This is a genomic window from Lactobacillus johnsonii (assembly GCF_014058685.1).
Lineage (GTDB): Bacteria > Bacillota > Bacilli > Lactobacillales > Lactobacillaceae > Lactobacillus.
The window spans coordinates 174,081-189,285 of the sequence record NZ_CP059055.1; the positions used below are offsets into that span (position 1 = coordinate 174,081).

At 34.7% G+C, this 15,205-nt stretch carries 10 protein-coding genes; 9 read left to right on the forward strand and 1 reads right to left on the reverse strand.

Features of this window, described 5'->3' with window-relative positions:
* The 5 genes from H0I41_RS00790 to H0I41_RS00810 all read left to right on the forward strand — a co-directional run bounded on the left by H0I41_RS00790 (nt 1) and on the right by H0I41_RS00810 (nt 7,305).
* Nucleotides 1–591 (forward strand): iron-sulfur cluster assembly protein, encoded by a 591-nt coding sequence (locus tag H0I41_RS00790; protein ID WP_011161357.1) that lies wholly within the window; start codon nt 1–3, stop codon nt 589–591.
* A complete protein-coding gene (locus H0I41_RS00795; RefSeq protein ID WP_011161358.1) occupies nt 591–1,787 on the forward strand; it encodes a DUF438 domain-containing protein in 1,197 nt (398 codons plus the stop codon). The genes H0I41_RS00790 and H0I41_RS00795 overlap by 1 nt, the downstream gene beginning before the upstream one ends.
* Before the next feature lie 103 nt (nt 1,788–1,890).
* The gene (locus tag H0I41_RS00800) at nt 1,891–3,108 is read left to right on the forward strand and encodes an MDR family MFS transporter (RefSeq protein ID WP_011161359.1); all 1,218 of its coding nucleotides are present in this window, start codon (nt 1,891–1,893) and stop codon (nt 3,106–3,108) included.
* 118 nt (nt 3,109–3,226) lie between these two features.
* On the forward strand, nt 3,227–4,222 hold the full coding sequence (locus H0I41_RS00805; protein ID WP_182094563.1) for a tagatose 1,6-diphosphate aldolase: 996 nt from the start codon (nt 3,227–3,229) through the stop codon (nt 4,220–4,222).
* A gap of 134 nt (nt 4,223–4,356) precedes the next feature.
* Nucleotides 4,357–7,305 (forward strand): LPXTG cell wall anchor domain-containing protein, encoded by a 2,949-nt coding sequence (locus H0I41_RS00810; protein WP_135014093.1) that lies wholly within the window; start codon nt 4,357–4,359, stop codon nt 7,303–7,305.
* 73 nt (nt 7,306–7,378) lie between these two features.
* On the opposite strand, the gene H0I41_RS00815 is transcribed toward H0I41_RS00810, so the two are convergent.
* On the reverse strand, nt 7,379–8,137 hold the full coding sequence (locus H0I41_RS00815; protein WP_011161362.1) for a MurR/RpiR family transcriptional regulator: 759 nt from the start codon (nt 8,135–8,137) through the stop codon (nt 7,379–7,381).
* Nucleotides 8,138–8,258: 121 nt separating this feature from the next.
* Here H0I41_RS00815 and pfkB point away from each other — a divergent pair, with 121 nt between their 5' ends.
* The 4 genes from pfkB (at nt 8,259) to H0I41_RS00835 (ending at nt 15,053) form a co-directional block, all read left to right on the forward strand.
* Nucleotides 8,259–9,185 carry a 1-phosphofructokinase gene (gene pfkB, locus H0I41_RS00820; protein WP_011161363.1) on the forward strand — a complete coding sequence of 309 codons (927 nt, stop codon included), beginning with the start codon at nt 8,259–8,261 and terminating at the stop codon, nt 9,183–9,185.
* A 17-nt stretch (nt 9,186–9,202) separates the two neighbouring features.
* Nucleotides 9,203–11,140, forward strand: coding sequence for a fructose-specific PTS transporter subunit EIIC (locus H0I41_RS00825; protein ID WP_011161364.1), 1,938 nt, complete (start codon nt 9,203–9,205; stop codon nt 11,138–11,140).
* A 114-nt stretch (nt 11,141–11,254) separates the two neighbouring features.
* On the forward strand, nt 11,255–13,204 hold the full coding sequence (locus H0I41_RS00830) for a M13 family metallopeptidase (RefSeq protein ID WP_135014092.1): 1,950 nt from the start codon (nt 11,255–11,257) through the stop codon (nt 13,202–13,204).
* A gap of 142 nt (nt 13,205–13,346) precedes the next feature.
* Nucleotides 13,347–15,053 (forward strand): glycosyltransferase family protein, encoded by a 1,707-nt coding sequence (locus tag H0I41_RS00835; RefSeq protein ID WP_004898615.1) that lies wholly within the window; start codon nt 13,347–13,349, stop codon nt 15,051–15,053.
* Nucleotides 15,054–15,205 lie beyond the last annotated feature (152 nt).

Sequence of the window (15,205 nt, forward strand, 5' to 3'; positions counted from 1 at the left end):
ATGCAAGAAAAGAATTTGGAATTAGTAGATAAAATTATGACCGCTCTTCAAGGTGTCGAAGATCCAGAGTTGTTGATTGACGTAGTCAATCTAGGCTTGATTTATGGAATCGATATTGAAGGAGATCATGCAACAATTAAGATGACCCTAACTATTGTGGGATGTCCCTTATCTACATATCTACAAAACGCAATTGAAAAAGCAGTTTTGTCTGTGCCAGAAATAAATAAGTGTGATATAAAGTTAGTTTGGTATCCAGTTTGGAATCCCGAGCGTATGACAGTAGCTGCTAAGAAACAATTAGGGATACTTGATAATGAGCAGGCCCTTGACCAAGAAAATGAAATTGAAGAGACAGAAGAAAAAGAGAAGATAATTGATTTTTCTGTTCCAATAAAAAAGCTGGCTGAAGAATATCCAGATTTTATTCAAATTATGTATGACTGCGGCTTTACAAGAATTAAAATCCCAGGTTTGTTGTCTACTGTAGGAAGAGTAATGACGATTCCACTTGGTGCGCAGGCTATGAAGATTGACTTAGATAAAGTAAAGCAGGCGTTCGAGGATAAAGGCTACAAGGTGATTGATTAATGAAAGAACTAGATAAAGAACGACAACAAGCTATTTTAAAAATTTTAAATTTTATTCAAGACGGTGGAGAGCTTGAAGAAGCAAAGAAAATGTTTCAAGCTGCCTTTGATCAAGTTGATGTAGCCGAAATTACTGCGGCAGAAAGAGAATTAATTGCACAAGGTCTTGATCCAAGAAAAATTCAATATTTATGCAATGTTCATGCTGATGTTTTTAAGGGTAATATTAAGGAAAATAAGGAGAATTCTGAGTTTGAAAAACCAGGTCATCCTGTTCATACATTCAAGTTAGAGAATATTGTTCTTAAGTCATTGGTAAATGACGCCTTATTACCAGACCTTGCTAAGTGGGAAAAGGGAGATAAGAGTGCACTCTCAAAGTTAAGGCAGGAGTTAAAAGACCTAGCCAAAATTCATTATCATTATGCTCGTAAAGAAACTTCCATGTTTCCCATTATGACTAAATATGGAATTACTGCACCACCGAAAGTTATGTGGGGCGTTGATGATAAAATCCGAAAACTTATTGGTCAAGCTAATTTACTTATTAGTCAAAAAGATATTAATAAGGCTGAAGTGTCTAAGGCAATAAAAGAGACAGCACATGAAGTTCTTGAAATGATTTTTAAGGAAGAAGAAATCATGTTGCCAATGATTGATGAAGTTGCTAGTGAAGAAGACTGGGGTAATGTCAAAAATGAGGAAGAGCAGATTGGCTATACCTTGATTCAAAAACCAATGAATTGGAAACCTAAGGAAAAGCCGAAAAGTGATGGGCCTATTTCTATCGATAAATTAAGTAGCTTAGCACTAAATTTTGCAGAAGGGAGCTTAAATTTAGAACAATTATCTGCAATTTTGGATTTATTGCCTTTTGCATTAACTTTTATTGATGAAAATGATAAAGTAGCTTATTTTGGCGGAGGCGCCAATATTTTTCCCCATTCTAAAAATGCACTCGGCAATAGTGTTTATTCTTGTCATTTACCTGAGAGCGTACCACGAGTTAAAAAGATTTTTGACGATTTTCACCAAGGGAAAAAAGATAAGTATGAGTTTTGGTTTAAGCCAAGACATATGGGACGATACTTATACTTACAGTATTTTGCTGTGAGAAAAGATAATAAATATTTGGGCTGTTTAGAGGTTGCCCAAGATGTTACTGATATTAGAAATTGGAAGAATGAAAAGAAATAATTAGAAGACTCTACCTTTGGGCGGAGTCTTTTTTACGCTCGTGCAAAAATGTTTATTAATTGCTAGACTGAATGTAAGAATATAGAAGAAAAGGGTGAGAGAGTTGCATAATAAGGGAAATATTCAACCAGATGATGAGATAAAGTTACATTGGCTTCTTTTAGGTGAGTTATTTACCTGGATTGGAGCCAGTTTTATTTGGCCATTAACTTCAGTTTATTTGAATAAAAGACTCCATGTTTCTTTAGCTATGATTGGAATAGTACTTTTATTTAATTGTTTAGCTAATATGCTTGGTTCATTTATTGCTGGCTGGGCATATGATCATTTCAATCCATACTATTTAATTATCGCCGGCGCTGGTTTAGATGCCTTAGTACTATTTGGGATGGCTGCTAATCATACTTGGCCAATTTATTGGGTTTGGATGACTTTGACCGGTCTCCTGGGCGGCTGGAACGGTGCGTTAATTAATTCAATTGCAACTAGCATCAAGTCTAAGCCCGGTCGATATGTCTTTAATACAATTTATTTTGCACAAAATCTTGGTGTGGTATTAGGGACATTAATTGTAGGTTATATCTATGATTATTCAGTTACAATTTTATTTATAATTGCGGCCAGTCTTTTTGTGATTGTAAGTATAAATGCAGTAATTAATTATCGACCGATTATTAAGTTTCATTTAGAAAGAAAAGCTCAGCAAAATAAAGATAGTAAAAATAAGGCAACTCCGATGCCTGCTGCCAATCTAAAGCTGACTGTTGGCTTTTTCACTACCTTAGCTGTAATTTGGTTAATGTATATGAACTGGGAATCTAACCTTTCAGTTTATATGGTTTCTTTGGGAATACCTTTTCATTTATATAGTTTATTGTGGACAATTAACGCAGGTATTATTGTAATTGTTCAAGCATTTTTAAGTCGTTTCCCTAACACATTTAAGAACTTGTTTCATCAAGTAGTATTTGGGGTTACTATGTTTGCTATTTCTTTTGTAACCTTAATCTTTGCAAAAGACTATGCTCACTTTGTATTTTCAATGGTTACTTTAACGCTTGGTGAATCAACAGCAATGCCGGCGATGCCCGCATATGTAAATGACTTGTCACCTATCGATAGTAAAGGTAAATATCAAGGCTTAACAATTTCAACGTCGGCTGTTGGGAGGGCATTTGGCCCTTTATTTGGAGGCTTAGTTATTGATAAGTTTGGCTATATCAATTTCTTTATTGTTGCCGCATTTGGTATTTTTATGATGTTAGCCATTATTGTTCCCCTTCATACGAGATTAAAAGGAAAGTTGAAAATATTTAGGTAAACTTTTACATGATTTTTCTTATTAAGTGAAAAGCTTTACAGAATGAAAGCGATCTCTTCTTTTTATGAAAGCGCCATCTTATAATATAAATGTGCGGTAAATGAAAAGGAGATACACGATGAGAAAGATTTCACCTGAAGTTGCAAAACATATGGATAATTTATCTAATGAGGCTGGAGTAATCAGCGCATTAGCAATTGACCAAAGAGGATCATTAAAACGAATGTTAGCTGAGGCAGCAAATAAGCCTGCTGATGAAACAACAATTGTTGATTTTAAGGAAGCTGTTTCTAGTGAGTTGACTCCATATGCTTCTGCCATTTTGACAGATCCGGAATATGGTCTTTCAGCAACTAAGGTTAGAGATAAGAATTGTGGTTTATTATTATCTTATGAAAAGACCGGTTATGACACTACTGAACCAGGTAGAATGTGTGATTTAATTGCTGATCAATCAGCATTAAGAATTAAAAATGATGGTGCCGATGCAGTTAAGTTCTTACTTTACTACGATCCAGACGAAAGTGATGAAATTAAAGATAAAAAGAAGGCTTTTGTTGAAAGAGTAGGAGCCGAGACTAAAGCGAATGGATTGCCATTTTTCCTTGAATTATTAACTTATGATGGGAAAATTGATGATGCTAAAGGTGAAGAGTACGCAAAGGTAAAGCCTGAAAAAGTCTTCAAAACTATGGAAGAATTTTCTAAGCCTCAATATGATGTAACAGTTCTAAAAGTTGAGATGCCATTTAATATCAAGTTTGTAGAAGGCTATAATGGCGACAATAACGTTGTTTACACACAAGAAGAAGCAAAGAAGTTATTGAAGAAACAATCAGATTTAACTGATTTACCATATATCTTTTTATCTGCTGGTGTAACTTCAGAAGAATTTATTGCAGAAATTAAGATGGCTGAAGAAGCTCGTGCTGACTTTAATGGCGTTCTTTGCGGACGTGCAACTTGGAAGCCAGCAATTAAGCCATTTGCGGCCGAAGGAGAAAAGCAAGGTAGAGAATGGCTTTCAACTGAAGGAAAGAAAAATATCGAAAACTTGAATGATGCCCTTAAAGGTGCCAAATCATGGAAAGATAAGTTAGAAATTGAAGAATAATAAATGAATTAACTATCGAAAAACAAGGTCAGAATTGGCCTTGTTTTTTTGTGTATGCATAAGTTTAGACGTAACTTGAAAAAACGTATTTAACGCAATAAAATAAAAAAGGAATTGTTAATTTGGAGGAAAAAATGAAGGGATTAAAATATACAAGTTTGGCTGTTGCTGCATTAACAGCTACTCTTTTAGCAAGTACTAATAATAGTAAAGTTCAAGCTGCTACAGTTGATAAAAATAACACTGTTACAGTTGCTAAATCAGATAAAGAAAAATTACAAGATGCTGTTAACCAAGCACAAAACTCGGTTAATAATGCTCAAGCAAGCGTAGATAGTAAAAAGAGTGCATTAACTGACGCACAAGCACAGGCAAAAGCACCAAACGATGCTTGTGATGCTCAACAAGCTAAGGTAAATGATAGCCAAAAGAATCTAGCTGATAAGCAAGCTATTGCAAAGCAAGCACAAGATAAGTTAGATAGTGCAAGTGCAGTAGCAAAGCAAGCAACTTCTGAAAATATTCAAAAGACTCAAAAGAATATTGCTGCACAGCAAGATGCAATTAAAGCTGCTAAGCAAAATGTCAGTGATGCAAATGCAGATTTAAGTACAGCACAAAGTCAATTGGCGACTGCTAAGCAAAAACAAGCTGATGCTCAAAATTTAGTTAACAGTAAAGAAGCTGCAAAGAAAACTGCTGATAATAATGTTGCTAACGCTGAAACTGCTGTTAAGAATAGTGGACTAGATGAAGCAAAACAAAATGTTCAAAAAGTTCAAAACGCATTAAATGATATTAAGAAGACAAATGCGGATAACGAATCAGTTTTGTCTAAGAATCAAGCTGTTTTAGCTGAAAATAATCAAAAGATAGCAACTGTTAATAATAATCTTGCAGTGGCAAACAAGGCTGTAGTAGATGCTCAAAACAATGTTAATGCTAAACAAAAGGCGCTGGCTGATGCACAACAAGCTTTGAAAGACTTACAAGATCAAGTTGCTCAAGATCAAGCAAGCGGAGCAGCTGGTTTCTTTAAGGCAATTGCTGACAATAAAGATAATTCTGAAAGTTTAAGAGAAGATGCTCAAACTGCATATAATATCATCACTGGTCAACCAAATGCTTACCAGGATATTACTGTAGAATGGGCTAAGGAAGCTGTTAAATTAGGTCAAGAAAACGACTCAACTTCATTAAGTAATATAGAAAAGGCTCTTGGATACTATCAACACTGGATGACATATCGCGATAAGTATGGCTTAAGCCATCCATCAATTTCTTTGACAGCTGTGGCTATTGCCATGCTTAGCTCGGACTTTCAACATTACTCTGATGAATTTAATCATCCTAGTTTATTAACTAGTAAGTATGGTCCATTTTATAGCGATGAAGAAGATATATCAGCTGGAGAGGTTAACCCAATTGACAATTGGATGAGTGAAAAAGACGATATTGATAAATATATTGAAGCTCATCCAGATGCAGCTGCTTATAGTTTTGAAAGTACCCATCCTCTAACTCAAGATGAGTGGGAAAAAGATGTTGATTTTTGGAACGATAAACCAGTATATATTGGACACTATACATCCATGATTAAGCCAGATGCTAACTACGTTGGATTGGCTGGAAATGAATATGAAATTCAACCAATGATGAATAATGCAGATAGTATGGATGAGATTATATTTAATCCAATCAATGGAATAGATTTTAATAGTTACCAAAACTTAGTTCAATCCTACTTGAAAGATGTTAAGCAAGAAGATAAGATTAATACCCTTAAAGCTAACGTAGCTACTGCAAATCAAAACCTAGTTGCAGCACAAAATGCAGTTAAATCAGCACAAAATAACGTTCAGAGTCTACAAGCTAACCTAGCAGAATTAAACAATGGTTCTACTAAGATCAATAAGGCAATTTCAGATACACAAGCTGCTCTTGCTAAAGGCCAAGAAAATCTGGAATTCGAACAAAAACAACTAGATCAAGCAAATCAAACCTTAGCAGATGTTCAAGCTAAAGTTGGTACAAAAGCAAAGGCTTTGGAGGATGCTAAAGCTGCCCAAGCTAAGGCAGCAGAAGCTGTAGCTCAAGCACAAAATGTTTTATCTGAAGCTACTGCTGCTGTTAAGGCAAGTCAAGCTAAGGTAGATGCAGCACAAAATGATGTTCAAGCTAAAGATAATAATTTAAAGAGTGTCCAAGCTGCTTTAGATTCATTGAATCAAGCTTTGAACAATTTAGAAAATGCTCAATCAAATCTTTCCGCTGCTCAAACAGCTTTTAATAAGGCTAATGATGACGTAACTGCTGCTAATAAGGCAGTTAAAGCTCAACAATTAATCTTAGATACTTTGAAGGAATCTAAATCTAAAGCTGATGCACAAGTTACAAATGCATCAGAAGAACTTAAGAAGGCAGAAGCAGAATTAGCTGCTGAACAAAGTAAGCTTGAAGATGCTAAGGCAAGGTTAGACGCATTTAATAAGAAAGAAACTGAAAACAGTCATAAAGAAGCTTCTAATGCTGAAAATCCTGTAACCCCAACCAACAAACCTGACACCAGTCATGTTGTAAAAACTTCAGATAAAACTGATGAAGATAGCACTGTAAAGCCAACGGATAAGCCGGATTCACATAGTGAAGCATCAACAACTAATTCATCTGAAACTACTACAACTGCTACTGAGTCAGATGTAAAGGATACTGATACTGTAAAAGAAAATGCTAAGGCAGATCTTAAGACTAACAATAAGTCTGAAGAAAAATCCTCTACTGTTAAGATTATTGATAATAGTGATAGTTCAGCCGTATCTGTTGTCTTAAACGGTTCAAATACTCCAGTTAAGACCTTTGGAGAAAAGACAGTTAACGGTACTACTTACTACAAAGTTAGTGCAAACCGCTGGGTTAAAGATGATAAAGCTCATGTAGTTGCTGTAACTGGTAATGTAACTACTAATAAATTGCCACAAACTGGTGCAAAGAATGAACTAATTGCAGCTCTTTCTGGATTAGCAGTCGCAGGTACTACTTTGGTTAGTTACCTTGGCATTAACCGTAAGAAAAAGAATAATTAATTTATAAAATTATATATCGATAGAAAAAGAGTTGATAGATCAACGTTGAAAAACGAGGATTATCAACTCTTTTTTATTGTCTAGCAAAACCGGTTCTAACTGAATATGCATCTGAAAAAATACGAGTCATGATTTGTAAGGGTAATCTAGAGCGTACCTCATAATCAGGAAAATAATTGGTTTTTGACATGTAGCCCATAAAAGTCAATGTCGAAAGCGAAGCAAGTTGTCCATTAGGATTAGTGGTAAAGGTAATAGTAGGAACATCATGACGTGATAAATTTTGTGCAGCTTCAACTAATTCGGGAGTATTACCATTTAAGCTAATAAAAATAACTAATGCATCTTCTTTAATTCTTTTGGAGGCCGTCTTAATAATATTTGGATCCGAATGAAATTCAACATACTTACCTGTTAATTGCAATTTAACCATAATTTCTTGTCCAATTGATTCCGATAGACCACGTGCAAAAATATAGACTACCTTTGCTTGTTTGGTCATTGAAATACTATCTTCAATGTTACTGTAGCTAAGATTATGGAGAGTGTTGTTCATTTCAATTTCATTTTTGGTAATCACACTCTTAATTTTATCGTCTGCATCATTTAAGACATCAAAATTACTATTGGAACGGTCTTGCAATTTTAGTGACTCTCGGTAAGAGGTATAGCCGCTATAGCCCATTTTTTGCATAGTCCTGACGATTGTAGCAGTTGAAACATGAGCAAATTGACTTAATTTAACAATTGACATTTTTGCAATTTTTTGTGGATTTTTTTGAACTGTTTCCCACAAATGTAGTTCTGCATTACTAAGATCATTATTTTGCATGTATGTGCCCTCTCTGTAAAACTTTACCACTTATTCAATGAAACGCTTTCATTTTAGAAAAACCTTACCTTCTTATCTAAGTATACTAATAATGTAAGCGGTAAGAAAAGGAGAAAAGCTCATGATTTATACAATAACACTTAATCCAGCAATTGATTTGGTAATTATTACTAAAAAATTAGAGCCAAATATTGTTAATAGAACTGAGAACTTTGAGCTTCAACCTAATGGTAAGGGTGTAAATGTATCATTTATTTTGAAAAAAATGGGTATAGAAAATGTGGCGACCGGAATCGGAGGCGGCTTTACACTTGATTACATTACAGCAGGTTTAACAGAAAAAGGTATCAGCAATAATTTTCTTAAGGTTAAGGAACCGACTAGAATTAATGTCTTTACTCGGGTAATAGATCAAAATCGAGAATATAAAGAAGTAAATCCTGGTCCAGAAGTAAGTGAAAAAGTTCAAGAGCAATTTTTAAAGTATTTAAGGACAACACTAAAAGAAAGCGATACTTTAATTATTTCAGGAAGTTTTTCTAGAGGGATTAACCAAGACTACTTAGTTAAAATTGCCAAAGTTATGGCTGATAAAAAAGTAAAACTAGTAATTGACTCTAGTTCTAAGGCAGTTTTAGATACTTTGCCTTATTATCCTTATTTACTAAAACCAAATGATCAAGAATTAGCTAGTTTTTTTGATTTAAATGAAAAATTGGATCAAGAAAAAATTATTAAACTAGCTAGAAAGCTGATTGATGACGGTTGTAAAAATGTTTTAGTCTCTCTTGGAGATTCAGGAGCGGCCCTCATTGATAAGAATCATGCTTATTTTGGTAATGCTCCTAAAATTTCAGTCATCAACACAGCTGGAGCTGGAGATACCATGCTCGGTACATTTATTGGAAAAAAAGAATTGGGATGTAACACGGTAGAGGCATTGAAATTTGCAATAGCTGCTGGTAGTGATACTGCGAGTCGCATGGGACTAACAGATTTTGAACTAGAAAAATATTTAAATGAGATTCACGTAAGTGAAGTTAAGTAATAGAAGGGATGAAAAAGATGACTCAATATGATTTAGTCGGAGCAACTGGGTGTGCAACTGGTGTAGCACATACTTTTATGGCTGAAGAAGCATTAGAGAAGGCTGCTGAAAAATTAGGGTATTCAATTAAAATTGAAACCCATGGTCAAACGGGTGTTGAGCATGAACTTTCACCAGAAGAAATAAAGAATGCTAAGGGTGTAGTGATTGCTTCAGATGTAGATGTTGATCCAGACCGTTTTGCTGGTAAAAGAGCGGTGATTGTACCCGTTGCCAAAGGAATAAAAGAGCCAGAGACACTAATTAAGGAAGCCCTAAATCCTGATACACCTATTTACAAACCTGGACAACCAGCTAAAAAATCTTCTACAGCTGGAAATAGCGCTGAAAATTTAGGAACTAAAATTTACACGTCTTTAATGAATGGTGTTTCCCACATGTTACCTTTTGTTGTAGCAGGTGGTGTGCTAATTGCTGTCTCATTTTTCTGGGGAATTTATTCTGCTGATCCTAAGAGCAGTCAGTATAATCAATTTGCTTATATGTTAAATACAATTGGTAGTACGACGATGGGATTAATGGTCCCAGTTTTAGGGGCTTTTATTGCTGAAGCGTTAGCTAAAAGATCAGGCCTAGTCGTTGGTTTTGCGGCTGGGATGATTACAAGTGTTGGCGGCGGTGGTTTCTTAGGAGCTATTATTGGTGGTTATCTAGCAGCAATTGTAGTTCTCTTACTTCAGAGATTGTTAAAACCACTTCCTGATAAAGAATTTAGAGGACTAAAGTCAATTTTTTTACTTCCAGTTTTAGGTGTATTCATTACTGGAGCAATTATGTTTTGGCTCAATGGACCAATTAAAGCAATTAATACGGGTATGATGTCCTGGTTAAAGGGATTTGAAAATTCTAGTCCAATTCTTTTAGGAATTATTATTGGTGTAATGTGTGCATCTGACTTTGGTGGACCAATTAATAAGGCTGCTTATGTAACAGGTACAGCCTTACTAGCACAAGGTAACTACTACTTTATGGCCGGTGTATCTGCTGCATGTATTGCTCCACCTTTAGCAACTGGCTTTGCAGTTTTATTAAATAAGAAGGCATATTCCAAGAATGAACGTACAGCTGGTTATGTTAATTTTCTACTAGGATCAACCCATATTACGGAGGGTGCTATTCCATTTGCTGCAAAGCATCCTTTATGGAATATTCCTGCATTTATGGTTGGATCAGCAATTGCGGCAGCCTTGACTTATATCTCTAAAATTCAAGTTCCAGCCCCTCATGGCGGATTCATTATTTTACCATTAGTTAACAAACCATTTTTATGGGTATTATGGATCGTAATTGGTTCATTCATTTCAGGAATCTTATTAGCTTTGATTGCTGGTAGATTTGCAAAAAGAGAGCCAGAATTTGAAGATGGCCCTGATCTAGATGTATTTGGTGAAGAAGAAAATGTCAAAAAGCCTAAAACTGTAGAAAAAAATAATGCTGTTACGGACTATAATCCAAATGATATTTTGGAAACGCAAAATATTGAAGTAAATGTTGATGTACCCAATAAAGACTCAGCTTTAAAATACCTAGCTAATTTAGCAGTGAAAAATGGGTTGGCTACTAGTAGTCAAGCTGTCTATGATAAGTATTTAGTTCGTGAAAAAGAAAATTCTACTGGAATGACAGATGGCTTTGCTATCCCGCATGCACAATCTGCAGCTATTAAACAGTCAGCTATGTTAATTTTAAAGCTAAAGAATCCGATTGAGTGGGATTCTTTAGACGGTCAAAAGATTGATACTGTAATTTCATTTTTGATTCCTGAAAAGGATAGTAAGAAGCACTTACAATATTTGTCTAATACGGCTAAATTGTTAACACATCAAGATTTCATTGAGAAACTTAAAAAAGCTCAGACACCAGAAGAAATTAAAAATTTGTTTGCTAACAACTAAAAAAGAAAACTGCCAGAAATGGTAGTTTTCTTTTATGTTTAATCATAGACTAATAATTTTAATAATGATATCATTTATATAATTACTTATGACTTACAAGGAGGAATTTTATTAATGGCATTACTCAATGTACGTGGCGGTGCTGGTGATATTACTAAGCCCGATCTTAATGCAAGACCACAAGATAATCTTTACTTAGCAGTGAATTCTGAATGGATTGAAAAAGCAAAAATTCCTTCAGACCGTTCAAGAATTAGTTCTTTTGATGGTATTGATTTGAACATTGAAAAGAGCTTAATGCAAGATTTTGCGGATTTTGCAGATGGTAAAAAGAAATTGCCAAATGTTCCTAATTTTGAAAAAGCAGTTGAACTTTACAAAATTGCTAATAACTTTGACAAGAGAAATGAAGATGGGGCAAAGCCAATTAAAGCTGACCTTGAAGAAATCACTAGTTTACGTAATTTAACTGATCTTAACTTAAGAGTAGCTGATTTTTACAAGAATGCTTTTGACTTACCAATCAGTGTGTCAGTTGATGCTGACATGAAGGATACTAAAGTTCATGTTGTGTACTTTGGCGGACCTGGTTTATTCTTGCCTGATACTACTACCTACGACAATCCTGCAGCAGCTGATTTATTGAAGGTATTACAAGATCAATCTGAAAACTTACTTAAGATGGCTGATGTAAGTGAAGAAGATGCTAAGAAGTATGTAGAAGGTGCATTGAAGTTTGATAAGAAACTTTCTAAGGTGCTTAAGTCAACTGAAGAATGGGCAGATTACCCAGCAATGTACAATCCAATGCCTTTATCTGAATTTGAAGATAAGTTTGATAGCTTTAAGATTGACAACTTCTTAAGTAATTTATTTACTCAAAAGCCTGAGAAGATTATTGTCACTGAACCAAGATTTTTAGATCATGTTGAGGAATTGATCAACGAAGATAATTTTGATGAAATTAAAGGCTGGATGGTTGTTAAGTTTATTAATGGTGTAGCTGCATATCTTTCTCAAGACTTCCGTGAAGCTGCTTTTCCATTTAGTCAAGCTTTATCAGGACAACCTGAATTATCTTCTGGTACTAAGCAAGCTTACCGTTTAGCTAATGGTATGTTTAGCGAAGTAGTTGGTGTGTACTACGGTCAAACTTACTTTGGCGCTGAAGCTAAGGCTGACGTAGAAGATATGATTCATAAGATGATTGACGTTTATGAAAAACGTATCTCTGAAAATGATTGGCTATCTGAAGACACCAAGAAAAAAGCAATTGTTAAATTACGTGCTTTAATTTTGAAGATTGGTTATCCAGAAAAGATTGAAGAAATCTATGATCGTCTTCAAGTTGTCCCTGAAGCAGAAGGTGGTAGCCTTTACTCTAATGAAAGCGCAGCTGCTGTAGAATCAGTTAAGTATAATCTTGAAAAATTAACGCAACCGGTTGATCGAACTGTATGGCTCATGCCTGGTAACTTAGTAAATGCATGTTACGATCCACAGAGAAATGATATTACTTTCCCAGCTGCAATTTTGCAAAAGCCATTCTATGACTTGAAACAATCTCGTAGCTTAAACTACGGTGGTATTGGTGTTGTTATTGCACACGAAATTTCTCACGCCTTTGACAACAACGGTGCTAAATTTGATGAATTTGGTAACTTGAAGAACTGGTGGACAGACGAAGACTTTGAGGAATTTAAGAAACGTACTCAAGCCGAAATTGACTTATTTAATGGTATTGAATATGGTCCAGTTACCTTGAATGGTAAGCAGATTGTTTCTGAAAATATTGCTGACCAAGGTGGTTTGACTGCAGCTGTTGAAGCTAATAAGGGTGAAGATGGAAACATGAAGGAAGTATTTGAAAACTTTGCTCGTGTTTGGGCAAACAAGCAACTTCCTGAATCGATTAAGACACAAGTTTCAGTTGATGTTCATGCTCCTGGTCCTGAAAGAGCTAACGTTCAATCACAATGCCAAGAAGAGTTCTACAAGGCATTTGATGTTAAGCCAGAAGATGGTATGTGGTTAGATCCAGAAAAACGTGTTGTGATTTGGTAAAAAAACAAAGACTAATTTTAGAATCAAATGGCGAAAGCTGTTTGGTTCTTTTTTCATTGTTTGCAAAAAGAAATTATTAATAATATTATGAATTGGTATTCTTATCACTTAAGACAATATTCTTAATTAGAAAAGGTTAAACATGTTAGAAAAAATAAAAACTAATAGATTTTGCCAATTCATCTGGCCATATTTATTAATCATCTTGGCTACAACCATAGTCATTTCACCACAGCTAATCTCACACACTATTTTAGCTAGTGATGACACTGCTGATACCTTATTTCACTATAGTCGCTTTTATGATGCAGGGATGCAGCTTAAAAGTGGAATCTTTAGCATTTTCCAAACTAATTTTACTTTTCAGCAGAGCGGAAGAATTATTAATGCCATTTATGGGCCGCTTTTCGCCTATTTTAACGGGATTTTAGTTCTTATTGCTGGTAATTGGTTTAACTATCAAGTTATCTTAGCCTATCTAATTTCTTTATTGGGTGCTGGGAGTATGTATTACCTCCTAAAGCAGGTAGGTATTAATAAGCTTTTAGCTACTGTAATGGGAATTATCTATATTAACATTGGGATGATTCCAGCCTTTATCAATCGTAGTTCTTTTAATGGGTGGGGCCAGGCGTTAATGCCGCTAGTTGTTTTATGCGGCGTTCGCATGATTTGCGATAAAAAACAACCAATTAACTGGATTCAGTTAATGATTGTGATGAGTCTGCTTATCCAAGTCCATGTCTTAAGTACCTTAATGGCAGTCTTGTTACTGATTCCATTCTTTATCTACTCTTTAATTATTAACAATAATTCTAAAAAAGTTTGGATACCTTTTATTAAGGCAGTTCTAGGAACCGTTGTCTTATCAGCAAATGTAATTGGTGCATTTTTAGTTTTAATGCCTACAAATCACCTTTCTGCAACTACTGAATTTGATTTATCTCGCGGTGGGTTACGACCACATATGCTTTGGCATAATGAATATGGAACAGCATTTGCATATATTTTGCCAATTTTTGTTTTATTGATTATTGCGCAATTTATCTATGTTGTCATGCACTATAAACGAGACAGGCTAAATACTTTTGTAACCATTTGGGGGACTGTCTTATTAGGCTTATCTTCATTTGTTTTTCCATGGGGACTAGTTCAAAGAGCTTTTCCAAGCTTAAAATCCTACTTTCAGTTTCCATTTAGATTAACAGTTGTGGTATATCCATTGATTTTACTAGGGATGGCTTTAACGGTTAACTACTTACTAAAAAAGGGAGTTAAGCCAAAAGCAGTTGGCATTAGCTTGGTAACAATTTTACTTTTAGAAGCAGCTGTGCCAAATATAATTACCAACCACATTTTCACAGTTGCTTGTCAAAAAGATGCACAAGTTCAAGTTGTCGCTAAACAATCAACCAGTGACAAGATGCTAGAAATGTTGAAGTGGCATTATTTACCAGACTATTTACCAACGAAAGATAAGTCGATTGACCAAAATGCAGCTTATCTATATAAAGTTAATGTTGTTGAGCGATACCAAAAATTTGATCACCGAGTTACTAAAAATGGTGATTTAGTATTATCTTGGAAGGCTAATAAAGATAATAAGATAGTTTTACCTGTTGTGCTTTACACGCAAAGTGAACTAACAGTGAATAGTAAGAAATTCTCCGGTGCTAAAAATATAATTGGGAATCCAATTGTTAATCAAAAAGCTGGATTAAATCGCGCTATTTTACACTTTGCCGTGCCAAGCTGGTTCTATGTAATTAGTGCAATTTCATTAATTTCTTGGCTTTTAGTTATTGTATTTTTACTATGGAAAAAATTTATAAATAATAAAAACAATTAAAAGATATCGAAATCATATACAAAAGCGGTTCCTTAATAAGTTAAATGTATTAGGGAATTGCTTTTTGTTTGTATGGGTTATTTACGATTAATATCAATTTATTTTTCAATTAATACATGGCTATAGTTAACTTGTTATGTTATTATTTAACT